Origin of the sequence: Bradyrhizobium sp. AC87j1 (genome assembly GCF_002936975.1) — a bacterium.
Taxonomy (GTDB): Bacteria; Pseudomonadota; Alphaproteobacteria; order Rhizobiales; family Xanthobacteraceae; genus Bradyrhizobium; species Bradyrhizobium shewense.
Window position 1 is genome coordinate 26,551 of record NZ_PTFE01000008.1, and the last position, 22,874, is coordinate 49,424.

Annotated in this window: 18 protein-coding genes; 5 read left to right on the plus strand and 13 right to left on the minus strand. The window is 58.3% G+C overall.

What is annotated here, in order from left to right; translation table 11 throughout:
• Positions 1–306: 306 nt before the first annotated feature.
• Positions 307–639, minus strand: a complete 333-nt coding sequence (locus tag CV770_RS41490; protein ID WP_210203156.1) for a hypothetical protein — start codon at positions 637–639, stop codon at positions 307–309.
• 1,765 nt (positions 640–2,404) lie between these two features.
• Here CV770_RS41490 and CV770_RS07120 point away from each other — a divergent pair.
• The gene (locus tag CV770_RS07120) at positions 2,405–4,852 is read left to right on the plus strand and encodes a hypothetical protein (RefSeq protein WP_245453690.1); all 2,448 of its coding nucleotides are present in this window, start codon (positions 2,405–2,407) and stop codon (positions 4,850–4,852) included.
• A gap of 638 nt (positions 4,853–5,490) precedes the next feature.
• On the opposite strand, the gene CV770_RS07125 is transcribed toward CV770_RS07120, so the two are convergent.
• The gene (locus CV770_RS07125) at positions 5,491–5,958 is read right to left on the minus strand and encodes a VirK family protein (RefSeq protein ID WP_245453691.1); all 468 of its coding nucleotides are present in this window, start codon (positions 5,956–5,958) and stop codon (positions 5,491–5,493) included.
• Between the two features lie 3,670 nt (positions 5,959–9,628).
• On the opposite strand from CV770_RS07125, the gene CV770_RS07140 reads away from it, so the two are divergent.
• The 3 genes from CV770_RS07140 to CV770_RS07150 are packed head-to-tail and all read left to right on the plus strand — an operon-like array spanning position 9,629 to position 12,437.
• Complete coding sequence (locus CV770_RS07140) at positions 9,629–10,318, plus strand: response regulator (RefSeq protein WP_104461805.1); 690 nt, start codon at positions 9,629–9,631, stop codon at positions 10,316–10,318.
• A 27-nt stretch (positions 10,319–10,345) separates the two neighbouring features.
• Positions 10,346–11,794, plus strand: a complete 1,449-nt coding sequence (locus tag CV770_RS07145; protein WP_104461806.1) for a type II and III secretion system protein family protein — start codon at positions 10,346–10,348, stop codon at positions 11,792–11,794.
• A 10-nt stretch (positions 11,795–11,804) separates the two neighbouring features.
• Entirely contained in the window at positions 11,805–12,437 is a 633-nt protein-coding gene (locus CV770_RS07150) for a CpaD family pilus assembly lipoprotein (RefSeq protein WP_104461807.1), read from the plus strand.
• 194 nt (positions 12,438–12,631) lie between these two features.
• Here CV770_RS07150 and CV770_RS07155 read toward each other — a convergent pair whose 3' ends face one another.
• From CV770_RS07155 to CV770_RS42080, 11 genes are all read right to left on the minus strand, one after another.
• Positions 12,632–13,669, minus strand: a complete 1,038-nt coding sequence (locus CV770_RS07155) for an EscU/YscU/HrcU family type III secretion system export apparatus switch protein (RefSeq protein WP_104461808.1) — start codon at positions 13,667–13,669, stop codon at positions 12,632–12,634.
• Positions 13,666–14,481 carry a type III secretion system export apparatus subunit SctT gene (gene sctT / locus CV770_RS07160; RefSeq protein WP_104461809.1) on the minus strand — a complete coding sequence of 272 codons (816 nt, stop codon included), beginning with the start codon at positions 14,479–14,481 and terminating at the stop codon, positions 13,666–13,668. The genes CV770_RS07155 and sctT overlap by 4 nt, the downstream gene beginning before the upstream one ends.
• 699 nt (positions 14,482–15,180) lie before the next feature.
• Complete coding sequence (locus CV770_RS07165) at positions 15,181–15,456, minus strand: EscS/YscS/HrcS family type III secretion system export apparatus protein (protein ID WP_050403016.1); 276 nt, start codon at positions 15,454–15,456, stop codon at positions 15,181–15,183.
• 1 nt (position 15,457) lies between these two features.
• Positions 15,458–16,123 carry a type III secretion system export apparatus subunit SctR gene (gene sctR, locus CV770_RS07170; protein WP_104461810.1) on the minus strand — a complete coding sequence of 222 codons (666 nt, stop codon included), beginning with the start codon at positions 16,121–16,123 and terminating at the stop codon, positions 15,458–15,460.
• Positions 16,116–17,006 carry a type III secretion system cytoplasmic ring protein SctQ gene (sctQ, locus tag CV770_RS07175; protein WP_502693588.1) on the minus strand — a complete coding sequence of 297 codons (891 nt, stop codon included), beginning with the start codon at positions 17,004–17,006 and terminating at the stop codon, positions 16,116–16,118. Before sctQ ends, sctR begins: the two co-directional genes overlap by 8 nt.
• A gap of 218 nt (positions 17,007–17,224) precedes the next feature.
• Positions 17,225–17,761: a hypothetical protein gene (locus tag CV770_RS07180; protein WP_104461812.1), complete on the minus strand. Its 537-nt coding sequence runs from the start codon at positions 17,759–17,761 to the stop codon at positions 17,225–17,227.
• Positions 17,737–19,092: a type III secretion system ATPase SctN gene (gene sctN, locus CV770_RS07185; protein WP_104461813.1), complete on the minus strand. Its 1,356-nt coding sequence runs from the start codon at positions 19,090–19,092 to the stop codon at positions 17,737–17,739. The genes CV770_RS07180 and sctN overlap by 25 nt, the downstream gene beginning before the upstream one ends.
• The gene (sctL, locus tag CV770_RS07190; RefSeq protein ID WP_104461814.1) at positions 19,089–19,712 is read right to left on the minus strand and encodes a type III secretion system stator protein SctL; all 624 of its coding nucleotides are present in this window, start codon (positions 19,710–19,712) and stop codon (positions 19,089–19,091) included. Before sctL ends, sctN begins: the two co-directional genes overlap by 4 nt.
• Positions 19,709–20,329: a nodulation protein NolU gene (locus CV770_RS07195; RefSeq protein WP_104461815.1), complete on the minus strand. Its 621-nt coding sequence runs from the start codon at positions 20,327–20,329 to the stop codon at positions 19,709–19,711. Before CV770_RS07195 ends, sctL begins: the two co-directional genes overlap by 4 nt.
• Positions 20,330–20,350: 21 nt before the next feature.
• Positions 20,351–21,205 carry a type III secretion system inner membrane ring lipoprotein SctJ gene (sctJ, locus tag CV770_RS07200; RefSeq protein ID WP_245453699.1) on the minus strand — a complete coding sequence of 285 codons (855 nt, stop codon included), beginning with the start codon at positions 21,203–21,205 and terminating at the stop codon, positions 20,351–20,353.
• Between the two features lie 17 nt (positions 21,206–21,222).
• Positions 21,223–21,744, minus strand: coding sequence for a nodulation protein NolB (locus tag CV770_RS42080; protein ID WP_161499978.1), 522 nt, complete (start codon positions 21,742–21,744; stop codon positions 21,223–21,225).
• Between the two features lie 190 nt (positions 21,745–21,934).
• Between CV770_RS42080 and CV770_RS07210 the strand changes: the two genes are divergently transcribed.
• Positions 21,935–22,636, plus strand: coding sequence for a secretin N-terminal domain-containing protein (locus CV770_RS07210; protein WP_104461816.1), 702 nt, complete (start codon positions 21,935–21,937; stop codon positions 22,634–22,636).
• Positions 22,637–22,874 lie beyond the last annotated feature (238 nt).

Below are 22,874 nucleotides of genomic sequence, written 5' to 3' on the forward strand. Positions count from 1 at the left end.
AAGCTTTGGCCACGTCCTGTGATGTTCTCCAAGCGGGCGCGGCCGAGAAGAGCTTCGGCCACGTTGGCCGCCGATTGACGCCGACGTGCGTACAGCCCGCTTCCAGCGCCTAGTTGATTCCACACGAGTACACTCACATCGGCTCTCCAGAATTCATCAAGAAGCCAGCTCCTTCTCAGGAAGGTGTTTGGATGCCCATTCGCCGATAGAAACATTTCGACTCCCGACCGGGCCAGCAAGGATCAAGCGAGAAGGATCTGTAGAGGTCGAGACCATGCAAACGCAATAGTTGAGTATTTCAATCTACTATCGTCTGTTGGCATCCTCTTCTATTGCGATGCCTATCTTTCCATCGCTTAACCCAAATGGTCTCTGATCAGGCTCACCGAACACGCGCTGCCTGATTGCAGCGGCTTCAATTGGCAGCGCCGGCTCGAAGCGAACGACATCAATTGTCGTTCGAGAACTCACGACAGATTTGGCGCGACATTGTTGATCAACCGCTTGCTGCCCCGTTGCAAAGCGACATCCGATCAATAAGGCCGCGTCAAGCCACCCATCGAATAATGCGATGAAACATTCCGGATTCTCGATGCCTCGTTCAACCCGCGAGCGCCAAGAGCCGCTTCCTTCGGGCATCGCAGCGGCCAACTGGCCGCTTTGGATCGACCCAAGAAGACTGATGATAGTCTAATTTTCATGCATCGGGTGCGGCACCATTATTCGCTGGTTCAGGAGCAGGCCTCCGCCGCTTTGAATAGCTCAGGCCTTTTTAGCTGCACGCGTTGCGAGAAGCCCGTCCATCTCTGGTCTGGGATCTATCGCTACTTTGACTGGAAACGCGTCGGGCCCGGAGGATGGAAAGGAGGGGCCGATACGACCGACTGCGCAGATCGCTCTAGGTCGTTTTGTTCGGCTGCGCCTGCAGGCCACACCACAAGGCTTTCGCCGCGACATGTTTGTTGGGCGCGACCAACCTTATGGTGCAAGTGTGGCGCATTGGCTGCAAGCGTCAACTCCCCATTTTGTCTTTCCGAGCTGAGACGCCCGCGCGCCGGTTCGTCGCCGCCGTGGCTTTCATGCAGCCGAATCGTTCGTGGCCTTGCCAAGTCTGGTCAGCAATCCAACGTCTCGCGGCCGCGCAGCCCCCTTGATATTGTGAGTTTAGGCTATTCCGCGCGTGTTGCGGATGCCTGGATCGAAGTAGCATCGCGCGGGTCTTGTTGGCGACCAACGCCCGGCGGGCTCACGCGAATCCTCGCGCCCATCAGCAATCCCAACAGAGCACAACGAGCTCCACGCCACGCCGGCGCGGTCACGAGCCCGATGGCCGCGACCAGATCGGCTGTTCGGACCAGAGTTAGCGTCTCGAGGAACGTTGGACATCGACTCGCAGCCGATGCAAGCTGGCCTCGGCAGACTTCCTCACGCAGCTCAAGCTCACCGATGCCTGCGCTTCCGCCGGGCTGCTTGTCCCGGACCTTTCACACCGCGCTGCCGTGGAGCTGGACAGGGACGATGGCCCCATCTCGCCAAGCTCAGCTCTGCAATGAACAATAGGCTCGCCAGCACAGTCGCAAGGGCAACGAATTTTCTTCAAACAATGAGTCTGGCAGCTGTTCGACAGCTAAGCCCTCTAACATAACAACATCTCTATCCGGACAGGAGGCCGACTTGATGGCTCAAAATCTGGAAGAGAAGAAGGAGCTGGATCCGGGTTAGTTCCACGTATGTCCTCAACATACCGACCCGTTCGAAAACCAGATCCGATCCAGTTTTTAGACATTTGCGCGCGCCTCAGTTGCTGATCCTTATCGAATCAACTTAACTGCTCCTTTCGCCGGACGACGACAACGAGTATGGCGCCAAAGCAATCGCGGAAAACGCGAACGAGCTGCACAGCTACGCGGTGCCGAGGGTCACCACTTGGACGGCCGAAGAGATCGTCAGTATTCTTGAGGACGGGACTGAGAATGATGAACCCAATCTGGCATGGGTGAGCGATACCCCAACTGAGGAGCGCGAGGTACTGTTTCTGGGCGGGCATCTAGCTGACTATCGGACCGCTAGCGCATCGAATCCATACAGAAAGTCAGGGACAAAGGCTGAGGGTAGAGGCTCCGCATTTGTCTTTTCCGATGCTCGGAAAATCGAAAGCAGCGCTCGCGCCATCTATAACACTCCGGTCCGACTGGCCAGCGGGGGCTGGCCGCGTACTGCACTTGGACAATCAGAGTTTCGGCCGAAAGCTGTACCCGTCTTTAGATTTGCCGCACTTGTCGTCAGGTTGGAAAAGGCACTTACCCGCCATCATTCATTCTATCTTTCCGCCCGGCCACGTCAGGTTTTGGAAAGCTAACGTGAGTAGCGAAAGAACGAGGAAGCGATGCCAGTGGACTGCACCATGGACCGATACAATGCGATCAACCCAGCCGATAAAGATTCCGCTGCGTCAGATACCACCGTGGAGCAGCCGCAACAACCGCAAGCGGTGTTTGAGCAACACTTAGGAGAGGTGCGACAGCTCGGCCCGATATATTCCCATAGCGATCTTTATGACATCACTGAAGATGATGATCGCCTCATCCAAGCAGCGTCTGGTGCTGCCCTTGACCGGGGGCCACCGCCGAATGCGACCACCATCGAAATTTACGACCGTCGGCTTCGCAAATTGGCTGAGGCGCTGAAGCAGTCTGGTCAGTCGATTGCTGAGCTCGATGACGATACGTTGCTCGACCGCTCCAAGAAGCTACTGCCAAAAGACAAGGTCATCGCCCCTGCGTTGTCAATGGTTAGTAGGTACCGCGAGCCCAGCGACACCGCGCCGGCCCCCACAACACATTATCGTCCGTCCAAGGAAGACGCGAGCCTCATCAGAAAGGCCACCGAGGCGGGCTTTGGTCGAGCACTCGATGCAAAAACCGCCGCAAATTATGCTAGCAGTCTTCGGAAGCTAGCGGCAGCACTGCGACCTTTGTCAATTGCTAAGCTCAGTCACAAAGCGCTGCTCGGCCATGCTGACGCTTTGTTTCCGAAGGACAAGAAACTCATCTACTCGTTGAACAGGCTGAGTGACTACCGCCGGATCGCCGGGCAGGACAATTCGGGGGCTGACGGAGGCAACTCGCGCCAGCCAATACAGCCGGACGCCGATTTGCCCGTGCGGCTTCTCGATCATGAGCAGCCTTTGGGGAACGCTGCGGACCAAGGCGGCTCATTGCCGGCCCACGGTTTCAATGCTACGCAGGTTTGGGAGGGAACGGGTTTAACCCTTCATTCTCCCGTGCAACTTGTCGCCCAGGATGTGCTTTTCGAGGCTGTGCGCCGAAGCGAAGTGCCTCCACGTGCCAGCTTCGATGCGCCGGTACTTTGGCCGGGAATGCGTGCAGCCGCCCCCTCGCCCATGCAGAGTTTTGCTCAGGAAGCACTTTTCGATGCCGCGGATCGCGAGGGCCTGCTGCCAGCGACATCCTTCGACGCACCAGTGCTTTGGCCAACCACGCGTTCAGTCACCCACTCGCCAGTGCAAAGTGTCGCCCAGGAAGAGCTTTTCGATGTGGCGGATCGCGAGCGCCTGCTGCCAGCCGTGCCCTTCAATGCACCGGTGCTTTGGCCAACAATGAGTTCGGTCGCCCACCCGCTTGTGCAAAGTGTCGTCAATGAAGAGCTTTTCGAGGCCGCGCATCGCGAGGGTGTGCCAGCGACATCCTTCGGTGCACCGGTGCTTTGGGCAACCACGAGTTCAGTGACCCACTCGCCCGTGCAAAGTGTCGCCCAGGAAAAGCTTTTCGATGCCGCGGATCAAGACGGGTCTGCGCCTGCTGTCGATCTGGATGCATCCAAGTTATGGACGGCAATGGGGTCGCCCCCGCAAAGCGTCGGCCGAGCGGATCCTTTCGATGCCGTGATCTGGCAGCCCAGCTCACGGTCGCAGAATCCCGCCTCTGAAGAAGACTTTGGGAGGATGATGCATCAAGATGGTGCGACCCCGGCAACACATAATACGATGTCCGCCGCAGCCGGCGAGAGCTTTGATGCCTCTTTGGCCGTTCCCGAGGATTTCTCCCATGGCACCCAGGCCGCGCCGGATATGATGCGCTCCAGGCTCAGCCGCTGGGGTCTGTTGCCGGATGCAGCACAGCGGGTAAAGACCTACGACATTCACGGTGAACGCTATACGGCCGTGCTAGGACTGCGTGGGCGCAATGATGTTCAGCTCATCCATCTGCGGTCTCCCGCTATCGGCGATACGTTTGATGTTTCGTTCGCCGTGCCTAAGGATTTTTCGCATGGCACCCAGTTGGCCCCCGAAATGTTGCTTTCCACGTTGGGCAAGTGGGACTTCTTGCCTAATGGAGAACATCCGGTCATGAACTATGAGATTGGCGGCGATCGCTACACGGCCGTGTTGGGACCGAGAGGATCCAACGACGTTCAACTCATTCATCACCCAAGGCTTGCTTTGCCGGGTGAAGCTGCGCTTGTAACGCCGACGGCTCCCCCGCATGCCTACGGCGGCCTTGCACCTGGGTTTAATCCGCTCTCCTCGTTTGAATTGCGAAAGGACGCTCCTTTGGCGCTGGCGCCAAACATTCCACTGCCGTCTGCCGCACCGGGATCGGGCCATCAGCCGTCCCCGCAAGTGCCTGAACTCGGAGAGCTGTTCGGCGACGACTGGAGGCACGGCCCCCAAGAGGCTTCGCCTGTCGTGATCGACATGCTCCAAAACCTGGGTCTTCTGCCGAGCCAGGAGGTCCCAATGACCTGTTTTCTGATCCACAGTCAGCCCTATACGGCCGAAAGCCGACCTGGTGGCCGCGTTCTTCTCTTCCATCGGCCGCAATTTGGCTGAACGAGGTGCTCGTCGGCACCTCGGGCAGCTGCTCAAGCTCCCGAAACCACGTCGGATCGTTTGCTTTCAGAGAACTTAGAACTGCGTCCGAACGACAGTTTTAGCGGCGAGCAACCCCCAGCGGCCAGTCCCAGCATGATCTTAAGCGGGATGGTTCAATCACGTTAGGGCCGCATCGGCAGCACGGAGCTTTCGGGTGAAAGGATCCCAAAAGACGCGGGATGCAAGATGCGAGCGCATCCTGGGGTGGCCGAGGAACGAGCGTCATCATGGCGGGCCCGCGGCTTGATCGGGTTGGAAATAATGCCATCACAAGGACCGCGGACAGCGTGCGGACGTACCTTGGCGAGCTCATCTGGAGCGTTCAACTGAGAGGCCTTGGCTCCAACCCATACGCGACAGCCTGAACCACCGATCTTCCAATCACTGAGATCGAATGGAGATCGACGGCCCTCATAAGTACCTTGATCGAACTGCAGCAAGTTCGTGCAACTCGATGCCCCCCCGAGGAAAAGACGGCCAGAAACACTCTGGCCGTTCCTGACGATCGAAACGATCCGCGTCATGCCTTGCGAAAGATGTCCACACGATTAAAGGATCAAGTCTTCGAAGCCCATCCCGCTGCCCTGTGCTCTTCGTTACCAGATGAACTTTGCGCCATCCGGCAGTTCGCAGATGAATTCGCCCTGGTTCACGAGTTCGGTGGTCCCGACGACAAGCTTCGAGGCTCGCACCGTCAGCTTGCCTTCGCGGCTGAGGCTATGGCGGATGTACTCGGTCACGGCATGTCCGGAGCTGTCGACCGTTTGGTGAGCATTGGCGAAGCTGATCCCGTTCTGGGCGGTCACCCTGAAGGCATTGATGACCAGACCGGCCTGCGTCGCCGATGCAGGCTTGCCAGCCTCCGCGGTGGTACAGCGGCTCATGTCCAGTATGAGCTTCACATTCTTCCCGGCCTGCAGGGCATTGAGCACCTCGGTGTATTTCGGCGAGGGCTCATCGGCTCTCGCTAGCGCGCTCCCGCTCGCGGCCGAAAGCAAGGACAACAGGATCGTCAGTCCTATGCCAGTAAACTTCATATGCTCTTCTCCCTCGATAAATACCACAGATCTCGTTTTTCAAGACGGTCGTGCTCGCAAACCGTTTGGCTGATTCCACACATCAAGCGCGCTCGCGCCTGCGACAAAAACATCCTGTCGCAACCAAGCGCAAGTAGTTGTGATGGCTATTCCGACATCACAACCTCGTATGTCAGGTTTGCGGAAGTGGCTTAGCCTCGCGCGACGTCGACTAGAACGATCTGATCTAGCGTCGGCCGCTTGGAAAACACAAAAGGGCAACCGGTCGCGCTCCTCCATTGCAGGCCCAACGACAGAAAGCATGCAATTCTCACATCTGCATAAAGTAGACGATCTACGAAGGAACACTTCGGACAGCCGCATGGGCCAGCTCGTCCATCGTGATAGCTGTGCAAGGACTGTCTGCGGCGCTAGACGACGTGTCCGCAATGAGGTGGTGGAGCGAACCTGACGCGGCGGTCGGATCAAGCTCAGTCAAGGCACCCGATCTCGGCCTAGTCGAAACAGCAATACCAGAAGGCACAAGGCGGCACCGACTTTTGATCCGTCGCTTTGCGCGGCTTCCTTCCAGCTGACCGCTCGCCTCACTGACTGAATCCATTCGGCATCCCTCAAACGGCTAAAGCTAAATGGCTTCCTTCCTGGTCCGTCAGCTTCTCGAAAGCTGCACCTGCAACAATCTACGCCGACAGCCGGCACTCGAAGGGAGAGAGATATGAATGTTGATCCACGGAATACCGCAGACACTCCCTTTCAGGTTCACGACGCGCTGCAGCACGCGCACAGCGTCGACTGGCAACCGGACGAGCTTAGCGCCCAGACCGGCGCACCAGTAAGAAAGCTTTGAGCAGCAGCTGAATGACTTGGATCTAGACGACTTAGATTCGGTCTTCCTGACCTCGGATTCAGTCTCGTTAGCGGCAAATTCCGCGACTGCCAGGTCCTCGTCTGCGCCAAACGAGGAGGCCCCGGAAACCAGTCGCTATCCAGCCTCATCATTTGTCAGCGCGCGCTCCGCTTGCCGCAACACTGACAGGTGCCGCTCTTGAAGCGCTTCGGAACGAGATCGACCTTGCCGAACAGCAAGCAGCACATTGGTCATCGGCGACCGCAGCTCCCGTCGATCGGGGCCGCCTATTCGACGAGGTGGTGGGGTCGCCATATATCGCACTGCGGCGTTTTCAAAATCAGGACAATGATTGCAAGCCGCGCATGGAAGAAAACACGAGCGCAATATCGCATCTCCGCAACACGGCTCGGGATCATTCTTCCGTTGGAGATGCTCTGGAGCGGTATCCTATGGACCGAACGCGCCAAGCTGGCTGGCATATGCGCGGCAAGACAACAGCATCACCCTTCGCATCGTTGGTCGAGGATCCGGCAAAACTCGCCGTTTCTCGCGATCCTTGGGCGAGAGCGATCGCCGACAATGCGGGACGCGCTGCACACCCTGTACCGAAGCCAACTGTATGGACCCCCGACGACGTGCTGAGTAGCATTGGGCTTGGAATGAATGCCGAAGATCAGGACAACATCGATGGGGACGTCGACTCGATGTGCTCACTGGGCAGAACGCCAACCCGAGAAACCGAGCGCGTGTTCCTGGGCGGCAATTTGGAAATAGCGAAGCAAATCCCTACAAGCGCGAGAGTAATGAGTAGATGGTCTGTCGACTGCGCCATTTGACAGGTTCGTTGGCGTTCAAGTACCAAAACACCCCCCCAAAGGAAGAACTGGAAAACGGCGCACCAGCTCCGCCTCACGCACAACAGCTTGAGCATATTAGCGGCGTGATCGATGGCCCGATCAATTCGCCGATCGAGCGTTACAGCGGTTGAGGGCTGCGACGGAAGATGCACCCCCGACGGCCCGCTCGTTAAAGCATTCTGGCATCTTGGATGCGTTGTGACATCGCCCGGCATCAATTTGTTAGCCGCCCCCACGGTTGACCGGCGGCTTTGGTGAGGTAAGCCGCTGAACGCTCCCCGCCTTAGCTAGCTCGGCCTGACATTAACCGCGCGGTCAACCAACGGGTCTTTTGGCCGCAATCGTATCAGGTATTCACTCGTCCGCAGCAAGCGGCGTTGTTGCAGTACGGCCGATCCGCCATCTGGATGCGTTCCATCAAAACAATCGATTTTGCCGAGCACGCCTAAACGCCCCATAGTCGATCGCAATGTATGGAGGCCCGCATTCAAGATGACGTCTGGCAATCGATTCTCTCCTCGGTCCCTTGCTGAACAACTTGGCTCGCGCGATCGGCCGTCTGCATCTCGGACCTTAGCTCCTGTCGTCACTTGGACGCATCCCGCGCCTTGCCACGGTCTTCCCGCTAAGTTGCCACGTCTGAGGCGGATCGGATCGCCCGATCGTGGAGTCATGGCTTACCCAAAGCGTCGTAAGAACGACCGTCTTTTCGGACATTTCAAAGCGTTTCTGGCGTCACGTTCAATTGGACGGACAAATGCTCACGACGTTGGACAGAGCGAGACCGACCGCCACGCGCAGGTCGACGGCGTGGCCGAACTGTGTCGTCGTTGCCTCACAACGATCCCGAGTTTGAGGGCACTGCTACAAGGAGCCTTTAAAGGCACTTGTATCGCACCCAGCGTCAGATTGTAGGATTTCCGACAGTCCCGCGACAGAATCCGCTCGCGTGAACTCTTCCTGACAGGGAGCAACAATTGCGAACGTCTCAAAACCTCAATGCTCGACCGATCCGCCTCGTCGCACTACTCGACTGCTCCCCTTCAGAGTTTGCGTCGTTTATCTGCTCTGTAAGCGCAGGACGCAGCGCCCTCCTCGCAGCCAGACCAGGATCCAGCGCAGGAGAACAACGCGGGCAATCGCTATTTCGCCTGTGCCGACCACAGGCCGAGTCCAAGCTCGAGATTAGATCGTTCTTGCGCCGTTCCCCTTGTCTGACGAAAGGGAGGCGGCGTAACCACCTTAGACAATGCGCGACAGCAACGCCGGACTCAATTTGTCGTTCGTTGGCAGCATTCGCTCGACTGCCGCGGAGAACGTCTCCGGAGCGACCGAACTTCGGGACAGTGAACGTCTTGCTCGGCTATCACCGGCTATCGAGAGGATGTCTATCCCCGCCGATGTCGCGTTTCGTCGCGCATCTCGGCCTTTTCCAGCCATTGGTCGATGCATAGCGCGTGAAGTGTCTTCAAACGCGGAAAACTTGCGTTGTCGTGACTTGACGACACTACGGGCTCAACAGCCTTGCAGGACTGACCGCGGTCAAGGCGAACTTGGGGAGTTTCCAATGTCGGTTTCGCAAGTCTGTTCGACGGCAAATACAGCCGCTCTCGCCTGCGCTTTCGTATCGTTCGGGCGGGTTGGCACGATCGCTACTACAGGCGCTCGTGTAGTGCATGCAGGCACGGCTATGCTCGGCCTACAGATGCATCAGCGCGCGGCCAGGACTCTCAGCTTCGTGAGAGATTGCAAAGCTCTTGCCGGCGTAAGGGAGATTTTGAGCCGCGCCCCCCCGCGCAGGCGATCCGCGGCAGGCCGCCACCTATCCGATGACGATGGACGCGCAGACATGGGTCGCCTGCCAACAACGTCTTGCGTGTCGTTTACGGCTTTTCGAATTCACGCCAAAGCGGCAGCCTCTGGGTTCCGCCGAATCTCGTGGTCAGCGTGGCACGCTCAAGTCCTGCCGAGGATGGACGAGAGGCAATGAATGCGTATTCTCCTGGTTGATCATCATGCGGACTTTGCCCGCGACGTGAAGGAAGCGCTCTTAAAATGTGGCTTCGCCCTCGACGTGACACGCACGCTGGATGAGGCGGCGGTCGCGCTCGATTGCGCGAACTACCACATGGTCCTGCTCGAATCGGCTTTGCCCGATGGAGACGGATTGGACTGGCTGAAGCAGTTGCGGCGCGAGGGACGATCAATGCCGGCTATGATGATGAGCAGTCTCAATGATCTTAGCCGGCGGATTGCGATCTTCAATGCGGGCGCGGATGATTTTCTGCCCAAGCCCGTGTCTATCGACGAACTCATTGCCCGCATGCGAGCTATTTTGCGGCGGTCAACGCAAATGATGGCGCCTGTTGTGACATTCGGGAATCTGCATTTCGATCCGATCGCGAGACAAGTCTCGATCGGTGGTCGAATACTGAGAATTGCGCGCCGCGAAGTGTGCATTCTTGAACATCTGCTCAACCGCGCGGGCCGTACCGTGCCGCGCGCATCCCTCGAAGATAGCTTGTATGCATTTGACGATGAGGTCTCGACCAATGCGCTGGAAGTCGGGATTTATCGCTTACGCACGCACTTGAGCCAAGCGGGTGCAACGCTGAGGATCAAGACCGCGCGCGGTGTCGGTTACACCCTTGAACTCATCGGCGTAGCATCGGCTGCCTAGCCGATCGAACTTGAAAGCAGCACTCCCTTGAACGTGGTTAACAATGACGCCGGCGAGCCGCCGATGGTCGCCAGCGGCTCGCACTATGCCACTTTTCCCCGCCTCTGCTACGTCCTGTGCGCACTCGCTCTGCTATTTCCGCTTGCTGTCACAGCTCAGACAAAGCGAGATGGCAGAGGGGAACCGCCACGTGCGGCGCCTGGCAACACCACGGGCACGATCAACCTTACCTCCTCACAGGGCAAGACAGTTCATCTGACCGGGCCGGCTGCGAGCATTTTTATAGCCGACCCGGCGATTGCGGATTATCAGGCGCCATCGAACACCACGATTTTCGTGTTTGGCAAAAAGGCCGGACGGACGAGCCTGTTTGCCCTGAACGACAACGGAGAGGCTCTCGCCGAGCTGCGTGTTGTCGTCACTCAACCGATCGAAGATCTGCGGGCCGCGCTTAAGGCCGAGGTCGGGGACTATCCAATTCAGGTCAGCTATACCCCGCGCGGCGCGATCCTTAGCGGTACGGCGCCTAATGCCGATGTCGTCGAGATCGCCAGGAAGGTCACTGAGCAGTTTCTTGGCGCGGGCGCGCTGGTTGTCAACAAGATCCAGGTCGCCGGCTCATTGCAGGTGAATCTCAGCGTACGGGTGGCAGAAGTCTCCCGCAGCGCCGTCAAGGATCTCAACATCAACTTCACGGCCTCGAGCCCAAACGGCGCTTTCCTTGTGACCGGCAAAGGGGGCGGGTCCGGCGCGGCCGGCGGCGGCGGCACGATCGGGATTGGGTTTAGCGCCGGCAATACCAACCTGAGCGCTGTTCTCGACGCTCTCGCGAGCGAGCACCTCGCCTCGATCCTGGCTGAGCCGAATCTAACGGCCATGTCCGGCGAAGCCGCAAGCTTCCTCGCCGGCGGCGAATTCCCCATTCCGGTGATGCAGGACAACCGGCAGGTTTCCGTCCAATTTCGCCAGTTCGGCGTGAGCCTCGAGTTCGTTCCGACGGTTCTCAACAATAATCAGATCAATGTCCGTGTGAAGCCGGAAGTCAGCGAATTGTCGAGCGAAGGCGAAGTCAAAATCAATGGCATGGCGGTCCCTGCTCTCTCGACTCGGCGGGCGAGCACCGTGGTCGAGCTCGCCAGCGGTCAGAGCTTTGCAATCGGCGGCCTCATCAGGCGCAACTTCAACACTGATATCGGCGAGTTTCCTTGGCTCGGCGATGTGCCGATCCTGGGCGCGCTTTTTCGCTCATCATCGTTTCAAAAACGTGAAACCGAGCTGGTCATTATTGTCACGCCCTACATCGTGCGGCCCGGACCGAATCCGAACCGGATGAGTGCGCCGAGCGACCGCATCTCACCGCCCTCAGACGCGGGGCGGATTTTGACGAACACGGTGGCCCGGCCGCCGCGAGAGCGCGATACGCCTCGCGCCAGCGCACCAGGATTGACCGGCAGCGCCGGCTTTATTATCGAATGAGGTTCGCCAAATGACTTTGCGACATCTGTGCTACCCCATCGTTATTGGAGCAACATTGGGGGGCTGCGCAATGACTGCTTCGATCCAGCCCGCGCCGGCTGACCAAGAGATCCAGGTCGAGCAGAAGAGTAGCGTGCTGTTCCTGCAGGGCCTTCGTGGCCCCGAACGGCGTCGACTGCGAAGCTTCATTGCAGCGACCAGTCGCGGCCGGCTGGATGCCCTCCATGTGGGCGTCATCGGCCCACCTAGACTCATTGCACAGGTGGCCCACGAGGCTCGCGCAATGGGCGTTGCCACCTACAACATCCGCCTGTCCGCTTCTCGTGTGGATTTTCCGGCTCGTTCCGGGGTGAGGATCGAAGCGATCACTTTCGAAGCCCATCCTCCGCTCTGCCCCTCGCTCTCCATCGTCGGTCCTACAGTGAACGACAATTCGTTCAATCCAACCCTTGGCTGCTCAGTCCGGCATAATCTTGCGGTCATGGTCAATGAACCTGGCGACTTGTTAGGCAATGGCGCTGTCATGCCGACCAGTGGTGATCGTGCAGTGCTTCCCATCACCGCACGTGGGGCCACGTCGGCGGGCAACAGGAGCAATTTGGAGGATGAAACGCATAACAGGGTTGCGCCAGAAACCCAATAAGCGGCTCGTAAGACCCGAGCAGCATGAACGTCGGTTGGCCATTCTTGTCCATATCAGTCTTGGAATCGGCGACGAGCCTCCTGGAATCCAATCTTTGCTCGTCCTTTTCTTGGGATCGTGCAGCTTGCAGATCAGGTTCTGGGACAGTTAGGTCGTTGACCAGAGATTTGAGCGCATCGCTGTTTTGCGCGACGCTAAACTAGGCCGGCGGCAAAGACTGCCTTTGCAACCCTCTCGAAACACTCCATCGGAACGGCCTTGCCCATCGCACCTTTTCGGATCAGCTGACGCGCCAACACATGATCCTCGACAATGCTCAGACGTTGGGCGCGCGCCTCCGCCAGTAACTGTGAAGCCGTTTCGCCCTCGCCGCGGCACACCAGTACCGGGACGCCGGTCTCGCCCCGAACGTAGCGCAGCCCAATCAATGTCGCTCGCCCCGTCAGTATCACTGTCGCCCGATGGATGCCGAGCGATGACTCGTTCGCCGACTCCCGGCGGAGCCTGCGGTGTTCACCCTTGATCTGCGGATTACCATCCTGTTCCTTGGACTCGCGCTTGGCTTCGCTCTGCGTCATGCGCATGTCGCGCAAGAACAACCAACGCTGAATGAGCAGATCGGCCAAGCCGCCAATCAGAAGAGCGCCGGCAGCAATCGCGATCAGCACTTTGAGCTCTTTAAAGACAAAACCAAAGCAGCTCAAATCGCACACGGGCAAGTATACCAGTGCCCTCCAACTTGCGAGCACAGTGAAAACGAACGTAGCGCCAAGAACCAACACTTTGACGATAGACTTTCCAAGCTCGACAACCGACCGCTGGGAGACAATCCGCTTCAGCCCTTTGACGGGGTCCAATTTTTCAAAGCTGGGTTTAAGCGGCTCAACCGAAATCGTCAGCCCGCCGCCGGCCAAGACACCGGCCAGAATCGCCGCAACAACCGCCGCACCTAGGATGGGAGCCGCGGCTGTTATAGAAAGGTCCATCAATCCGACCAACGCCTGCCGGGCCGCACTGTTGAAGGGCTGTTCCTGCAGCTTGTCGGTGAGCCGCACGGCTTCGCGCCATCCGTCTTCGATCGGGCCCGCCCTGAAGCACAGGCAGCCGAAACCAGCGCAAAGGCTTGCCGCGGTCACAAAGTCGGCGCTGCGCGGGCTCTGCCCTTTCTTACGCGCGTCCCTCAGCTTCTTGTGACTTGGGGGAAGGTTTTTCTCTTCGCTCGTGTCGTTCATTTCAAGAACTTCTCGAGCCACTCCAGCACGCCGTTGAACCGAATGATCTCTGCTTGCATATATTCGATCAGGAAGACGGCGTAGCTGACCATAATGATCCCAAAGGCGGCATTCTTGATGGTCGGAGAGAGATCGCTCAGCTTGATTTGCGGCGCAAAGCGCCCGAGCAGCATGACGGATACGTCGATCAGAAGCAGCAGAGCCAGCACGGGCCCGGCGACCACGAGGGTCGTATGCATGACATGGTCGAGAAGCCCGATAAACTCCATTGCCCCTTGGTGGGTCAGGGGTGGTAGCAGCCGATACACGGGCCAGATCAGATAACTTCCATAGAGGCATCTGACCATGGTCTGCAGACCTCCTGATACAACGAAGATCGTAACCGCGGCAGTCCCGAGAAAGAGCCCCATCGGGGCGGTTTGACTGCGTGTGGCAGGATCGTCCACCTGGCTGGAGATGCCGCGCTGGGTATCAATGATGTCACCAACGGCCTGGATGCTCCAAAGTGGTATACTAAGCAGAAAACCGAACAGCAGGCCGATAAATATCTCCTTCAAACCGAGGAGCGAGACCGCAATCATACGGGTGCCCGGATCTAGTGTCTGCAAGCCGTTCCTGATCTGCATCAAGCAAGGCAATCCAATCACAACCGTCGCGCTTGCGCGGATAATCCCGCCAATGTGCGGTCGCGTGAATACCGGAAGAACCAGCATAATGCCGAGGGCCCGGGCCGCGCCAAGTCCGGCCGCAACGACGAACTCGGCAGCAGTCTGAATCAGAGTTTGCGTTTCGGTGGGTGACAAGGCATCCATTTGAGCTCAGCTCGTCGTTCCTTCAGCCAATGCAACCGTCGCGCTCACGTCGCCGTGATGTGAGACGTCAAGAACTCTGCAGATCTCGTGTCCCAGCGGTTGCAGAGCGACAGGCCTCCCACAAGGCAGATGACTTCGGCTTCAACCATCCATATGACTACAGCCATCCGGCGCAGAGGTATGACCATTCGATGAAAGCACGGGCGAAATCGCGCCGCTGCGCGGCCTACAAGCCACGTTTCTTCCGCTCTCACCGGCCGCAGCGCGGTTTGGAGATCTGAGGGCCTCAAAGCTTCCATCAATTTCGCAGTCAATGGAGATCGGTCTCGAGCGGCACCTTCATTCGCAGGCTCATTCACCAGAACGCCAGAATCGTGGGGCCGCTTGCAATCAAGGCGGTTCGCCCGTTCACTGCGTCGACAACTCGCCAGGCAATGCATCGAGGACCAGGTCTCAGCAGGTAATTCCGTCACGTCGAAGCAAAACCTAAATCGAATGGATAGAACTTCCAAATGGGGTCATTCTCCCTCCGAATACGGCAGGCTCACGGAGCCGAACAGGACAGTTCGGATATTTATCCGTCGCATGCTAGTGAGGCGAGCTTTCGATAAGCTGACGAACTCGCCCTTTTGTGGTTCACAATCAAGGCAGACAAACGCGCGCTATAGCTAAAACTTAGACAGCCGTGCGTTCCGCGCACTAATACCTCGCTGTGAGCGCGGGGAACTCAGTGAATATATGCTGGGCTTGCTCGATCAGCGGCGCGCTCAGCACCGGAGCAAACAGAACGAGCACGGCGACGACGACGAGGAGCTTCACGGTAAGCGGCAAGGTTTGATCCTGGAGCTGGGTTGCTGCCTGCACGATGCCGATACCCAATCCGGCCACGAGGGCTGCCAGGAGCGGCGGTAGAACCCAGATCATGAACAGGACCAGTGATCGGCTCACGTGGGTGAGGATGCTGGCCTCGTCCATCTCAACTCCCCGGAGATGCGTAGCTTAAGACCAGTCCGTGCATGAGCCGTGACCAGCCGTCGATTGTGACGAACAGAAAAAGCTTGAAAGGAACGGATATCATTGTTGGCGACACCATTGACATGCCCATAGCCATCAGAATTGTCGTCACAATCAGGTCAATTGTGACGAACGGAAGATAGAGAAGGAAACCGATTTCAAACGCACGCTTAAGCTCGGAGATCAAAAAGGACGGCACCAGGATCGCAAAATCATCGGCTGTTGCGTTGCCGCGCATCTCCTCCGACCAGATATGTTCTGTCGACGACAGGAAGAACGTGCGCTGCTCCTCAGTGGTGAACTTCTTGAGGTGGGCGCGTAGCGGCTCGCTGCCCTCCTTGGCGGCGGTCAACCAGTCGTCGGTGGTTTGGTAACGAAGTTGCATATCGGTCACGCGGTTGTATGTTTGCTCGAATACCGGGGCGTCTATGAACACGGTAAGGATCAATGCAGCGCCATACAGAACGATGTTCGGTGGTATCGACTGAGTGCCGAGCGCGTTGCGGATCAGGAAGAGAACGACGGAAACCTTGATGAACGCCGTCGTTGTGACGACTGCGAACGTCAACAGGCCAAGGCCGACGGTCGCCGCAACAAGCGCAAGGATGCTCGGTTGAATGTCAACCATTGACCGCCAACCTGCTACGTAACCGGATGCCCAACGCTTCACCGACATGTACGATGTCGCCGCGGCCGATCAATTGACCGTTGGCGACAATGTCGACCGGACCGTCCAGCTGCCGGCCAAGCTCGAACACGTGCCCCTCGTTGATGCTTCTCAGCGTACCCAGCGGGATGGGCCAGCGGCCGCATTCGAACACAAGCGTGATCTCAACACTGTCGATGTCGGCTTCCGAGGGCGGGATTGCTTGCTCCGCTTGGGATCGTATCGTCATATTTGCATACCTTAGAGGATGGGACTGCAGGCGGAATGGTCCCCGAAGGATAAGTCTGTCGCCCGCGACCTGCGCCGGCGCCCACAACTTGTCCGCAGCGAGGATGAGCTGGCCATGGGCAAATGGAATGACGTCGGGCAGCAGTGCGTCGCCGGGCTGTGCTTGACGAAGAAGCCTGACGGGCGCCCGCAGCGAGCCGATCTCTCTCGCAATCACGACCGGCAATTCCGAAGAAATCATGCCTAAGTTTCGCGGTAGTCGGCCGATCAGCTCGCCTAACACACGAAACGCAGACGGAACCAGACCGTCAAGTGGCGCGAACAAGAACAGGCGGGCCTCGGCCGCCAGCGGTCCGAAAGTAACGTCGAGCTCCAAATAGGGGTCTTTGGCCGTCGCGTCTTCGATGCGGATCAGCTGCAAATTCCGCTCGAGCATGATCTCTAAACGAGCGAGCCAAGGTTCCAGAGCAAGTTCGAGAAGCAGCGAGCGGGTTGGGTCGGAAGGTAAAGTAAGGCCATACTGGACCATTGAAATCAGCGCCTCGACGAGAGGGCGGGGCAAGGACAAGACAGCGGTCTCGCCTCCGGCGCAAAATACGCAGTCGAGCATCGACATGGCATATGGCTCGGCCTGCCAAACAAGCCGGCTTATACGGATCGATAGCGGCTTATCGCCAAGGCGGGTCTGCAGAACCGTGCGAGGTGCTGCGACCTCGTTGAGCCACGAGACCACGCCATGCGACAACTTTACCGCTGGCTGAAATAGTGCGGGTTCACCCACGGCATTTACCGACAGGTTCCACGGTCGCAGCTCGCGACGTCATAAACGAGCCATCAGTTCGAGCCGCCGACCGCTTGGCTGCGCGAACCACCATGATATCGGAGCAAAACCTCGTCGTCGGCATCGATTTCGGCTGCACACTCCGAACGGACAGCGGTCGTGTGCTGGACATCGCCCTCAATCTCCTCCCATTTCTGGCTCGCCGCCGAGCGCTTGGCCCATATGGTCCGCACCTCATTCACTGACCGCTGAGCCTGCTCATGCGCGACGCGCGCCTGCTCACGCGCCTGGCGTGCCGATTCGATTTGTGCTGCCAGCCCCCCAAGGATGAGTTGAAAGCGACGATCGAGCTCGGTCACGGACATCGTCTTGAGCGACGCCAGCTCCTGATAAAGTTCAGCTTCGACCTTGGCGCGACGATTCTCCGCGCCTTCAAGATTCTCAGACGCTCGCTGCAGCGCTTCGACCGCAATTCGGCGCCTGGCTTCCATGTTCGACAATTCACGAAGCGCGCTTCGCTCTCTCATGTCTTTCACCAGCCGCAATTTCGACGCTTGCACGAGATTCAGGCCGTCAGACGCGACATCCATGAAAGGGTCTCCTCAAAGCTAGACGGCTCGTCCTGTCCCTGGCGCAAGAATGCGCGCAGTTCCTCGATTGAATCGATTGCCCGATCAGTCAGTGGATCGCTGCCCGGCTTGTATTCACCGACCTTGATCAGGAACTCAGCCTCATTGTAGCGCGAGAGCAGATCGCGGAAGACGGATGCCGCTTTGCGATGTGGACCAGAGGCGACCGCATCCATGACACGACTTCGGCTCGACAGCACGTCGATGGCGGGAAAATGCTCCCGCGAGGCCAGCGCGCGCGAAAGAATGATATGACCATCGAGAATGCCGCGCGACTCCTCGGCGATCGGATCGCCCGTGCCGTCACCTTCGACAAGCACGGTATAGAATGCCGTGATCGAGCCCCGCTCGCCCATACCGGCACGCTCCAACAGACCAGGCAGCAGCGCAAAGACGGAAGGAGGAAAGCCGCGCCGGGTAGGAGGTTCTCCTGCGGCAAGGCCGATTTCGCGCATCGCACGGCTAAAGCGCGTCAGCGAATCCATCATCAGAACGACCTGCAACCCTTGATCACGAAAATACTCGGCGAGTGCGGTCGCCACATGAGCGCATTGCGCCCGCTCCATTGCCGATCGATCGGATGTCTCAACGACAACGATCGTGCGAGCGAGGGCATCTCCAATATGACGTTCGATGAATTCACGCACCTCGCGTCCACGCTCTCCTATGAGCGCAACCACGGTGACGTCTGCGGCCGCGCCTTTTACAATTTGCGACATCAGCGTCGACTTACCGCAACCGGCATCTCCATAGATTCCGATCCGCTGACCTTCGCCACACGTCAGAAGTCCATCCAGCACGCGAACGCCGAGCGGAAACGGCTGCTCGATGCCACGCCGCCTCATCGGGTTGGGCGCCTTGCCGCGGAGCGGACACGTGTGGACCGTCTTTATCGGCCCCTTGCCATCGAGTGGACGCCCGAAGCTATCGATCACGCGGCCGAGCAGGTCGGGCCCGACTGACACCTCCTGCATGCGCCCGGTCGGGAGCACTTCCGCCCGGTGGGACAAGCCTACCAGATCGCCAATGGGCGTCAGCAACACCCCGTCCGGTAGCAAACCGATGACTTCCGCTTCAAGTGACCATCCGGAAGCGTGATCCTGCAACAGGCAAAGTTCTCCAACACGGGCCCCCGGCAATACGGCATGGAGCAAGGTGCCGATCGCACGCGTGATCCGTCCCCGCACGGCACGCGTATCGACATCCTTTGCTGCTAATCTTAGAGATGCTATCGCCGCATGCACATCTCCTTCGCCGGCCGATTGATCATGGCCTGATCGTTGCGTCGTCACAGATCGCTTTCCTGAGAAGATGGATTAAGGCTGAGACGCAATGTGCGGAGCTGCGCGGCAAGTCCTAAATCGACACTGCCGAACTCACTCCACAGAACGCATTGCTCAGGCCCCACGGCCGGGTCCGGATCAATTCTGACTTTCGGCCGACTATCCGTTCCATCGAACGCCACGAATTCATGCCTTAGTGCATCAGCATTCAAAGGAGACACGTGAAGGCATACTTCTGCGCTGCCATATCTTTGCTCGATGGCGTGACGAACGGTCCTTACCAACATCTCACCCGGATCAAAGGAGCCCAACAAATCGGTCAATATCTCAATCACGAGCTGTGGCAACTCCTGTTGCAGAACGGCTCTTCGCCGGGCCACATCGGAAGCAGCTCGGGCGATCAGCTGTGCCATTTCGTCCGAGCCTGACCTAAGACCTTCGCAATGGCCGCGCTCCCGCTCCTGCTGATAGGCTTTCCTTGCCCAACTGCGAACCTGCCGCAGATATCGCTCGGCTAGCGCGCGCGTCTGCACCGCATCGTACCAGATACCAAGTTCCGCGGCTGGTATGAGCGGACCAAGCGGCCGTATCCGCGGGCTATCTGGCAAGACTGTTTCGTTGGCCGTCATGCCGCTGGCTCCTCCGTGGCCAAGTGGGCCACCACCAAAGACAGTAACTGACCCGCTGAATTGTGGTGTTCGGCTGCTGGGGATTCGGCGGTGGTCCCCACAGGTAAGCGGAAAAGAACGCGCACACGGTCAAGCTCTGATGCGTCCTTGAGCCAAGCACCAAGGCAGGCACATCCGTCATGTTCAATCTGGCTCGCGAGCTTCTGCGGATCGTCAATCGATGTGGTTGCGACGGCGCTGGATAAGTGTCGGATTGCGAAAGCATGAGCTTCCGCACCAATATTCTCGATCAGAATCGCTACATCGTGCTTTGACACAAGCTTGAGCACCGAACGGGCATGCCAGATACTGCCGGCGAGCAGGGCCGCCCGACGCGGATCATGCCCGAGCAGAACGTCCCTACCCCAGTCGGTTCCGTTCGAGACCAGCTCACTGCCCAATAGCAATTCGACCAGTCTTTGCTGCAGTCTCGGAGTCTTCTGCAGCTGCAGCACTGTGGCGGCCGACACGAGCCCATCAAGATGGCCGGCAAACCGGCCGGGATGAATCAAAGCGGCAAGCTCGCGGAGGCGATCGGAATGCGGCCTGAGTGAATGATTTGGGTCAGTGGATGCCATCGATACGGACCTGCTTGCCGCCTATTTCGGATCGGAGGACAGTTTTTTGCCGGCGGACTGGACCGCTGGCTTGCTGGCACCTCTGCGGAGATTTGTCACTTTGCGCCAGGATTGACGAAGCTGTCGCCCACGTGTGCTCAGCAGCACGTAAGATAGAATGCCGAACGCGGCGAGCGCACCTCCTGCACCGATCGCAATGTGAGTTGCGATGAACTTGGTTGGTTCGGCGGAAGCTGCCGCTGGCACAACGGAGACCTCATGCTGAGCTCGCTCAACCGGCACGAACACGACCGCCACCTTGTCGTACGATAGACCTTCGATGCTGTTGGCGACGAGCATCTTGATCTGCGGCAGCAAGGCTGAGAGCTTCGCGTTGGAGGCGTGTCGAATGAAAACCGACGCCGAGGACGGGGTTGCATCCTGTCGCAGAAGATCATTCTTCGGCAGAACGACATGAACACGGGCGGAGAGAACCCCATCGATATCGTTGATCGTGCGCGACAATTCTTCACTGAGAGCATAGACGTAGCGGGCTCGCTCCTCAACCGGAGAGGCAACGAGGCCCGCCCCCTTGAACACCTCACCAAGGCTCTTGAAGGATTGGCGCGGCAAGCCATGGTCATTCAGCAGCTCGATTGAGTAGGCGAGCTGCCTTTCTTCCACCTGTATTGTGCTGGTCCCATCCTTACCGACGACACGGATGGCATCGACGCCCTTGCTCAGGAGCAGCCCAAGCATCTCGTTGGCTTCACGCTCCTGAACTTTGGTATACAGATCAGCTTTGCAGCCGGCGAGGGTCAGCAAAAGCGGCAACAGAACGAGAGCATCAAGCCGCTTTCTTGCGGGCCGGCCATTACCGATCTTGTGTTTCGTCAAGACAGCCAACGGCCCACTCAGCCCGCCGATAGAAGCTTATTCAAAGATGAACTGACAGCACCCGTCCCCTTGGAGATGAGCGAAACCTGGATGACGCCGTTGTAAACATCCCGCAGATTCGCCAGCGCCGAGTCGAAATGATCCGCACCCTCCGGTTTGCCCACTGGATGCACCTCCACTTGCTGCACACGCAAGACCGGTTGCGCGGCCGGCCCAAGCTGCAGGCTCTTGGCAGGATCAGGCTCGCCCACGAGCGCCGGCGAAACTGCACCCGACGGAAATGGTTTGCCCTGGTGGATAGCAGAAATGCTCTGAAGGACGCGATCGCCTAGCGGGCTCGCCGGCGCTACTGCGCGCTGCACTTCCGGCAGCGATGGAGCTGGCGCGTGCTCGCTCACAGAAGAGGCGACACCTTGGTTCGAGGCCGCCTGCGCAAGACTTTCGCCAAACTGAGCGTGTGCCGGCGAACAGCCGTTGGAGGCACACTCGACGGCGTTGGCAGAGATCGACGTAACGCCAAACAAGATCGAGGAAATCATTTCTGTCACGTGGTGAGATGAGCCGTTCGTTCACACGAATGGGCCACACCTTAGAGAAGCAAGCTGACCAAAAACTGACGAGCATCTGTCATCTAATGATCACGGTTAGCTTCCAATTTGGGACGAAGCATCGGCTTCCACATTTTGGGACGAATTCCGGTGCTTGTTCTCAAGTGTAAAAATAGCAGGAATGCTCATCCCATCCACAAGGCTGCACATCTTGACGAAAGTTCTCTATGCTGGTGTTTTCATTTGCTTTGGCGTCGTCGAGGCGCTCGGCGCTCCCCTAGCGCTGCCATCGACACCTTATAGTTACACAGTTCTGGATCAGGACCTCGCGGCCGCACTGCAGGAATTCGGCAACAACCTAAATATCAGGGTCAATGTCAGCACCGGGGTGAAGGGGCGGATTCGCGGGCGAATGCCGGATCTCCCGCCGCGAGAGTTCCTCGAACGGTTGATTAATCTCTACAATCTTCAATGGTACTACGATGGGCTGGTGCTCTACGTATCCGATGCGCATGAGGCGCAAAGCCGCCTTTTGGTCTTGAGTCCAATCAGCTTTGATGCGTTCAAGGCTGCACTCGATGCGCTCAACATCTCCGACGAGCGTTACATCGTGAGACCCGTACCGGGAGATGGCCTCGTCTTCGCCTCTGGTCCACCCCGCTTTGTCGCGCTTCTGGAGCAAACAGTAAAAGGACTTGCGGCGGAGGCACAGGCGCGGCGAAACCCGAGCGGTGCCGAAAAGCCGCCGCACGAGTCGGTTTTGATGCTGTTTCGGGGATCCTCCAGCGTGGTCATTCGCGAAGGACGACCGAATGACGCTCCTTCGCCGGAGGCACCACATCAAGACGGCGTGGTCCACACACCCGATGCAGGTAAGAAATGACTTGATGACAACAGAAGCCTGGAAGAGATGCAATGCGTCTGCTTATGCCCTCTGTCAGCTTTTCGAAAGCTACTGCTGCCATTGTCAGAGCGCGGATGTATAGATGGCCGATGCCGCAGGGTGGCGCAATAAACGTCCAACCGGAGCCACGGATGCGAACCAGAATTCTAGCCAGCAGCATCGGTGAGCGTGCTTTGCCACTTTAGCGCCTCATGCGAGCTTTTGAACAACTCCACGA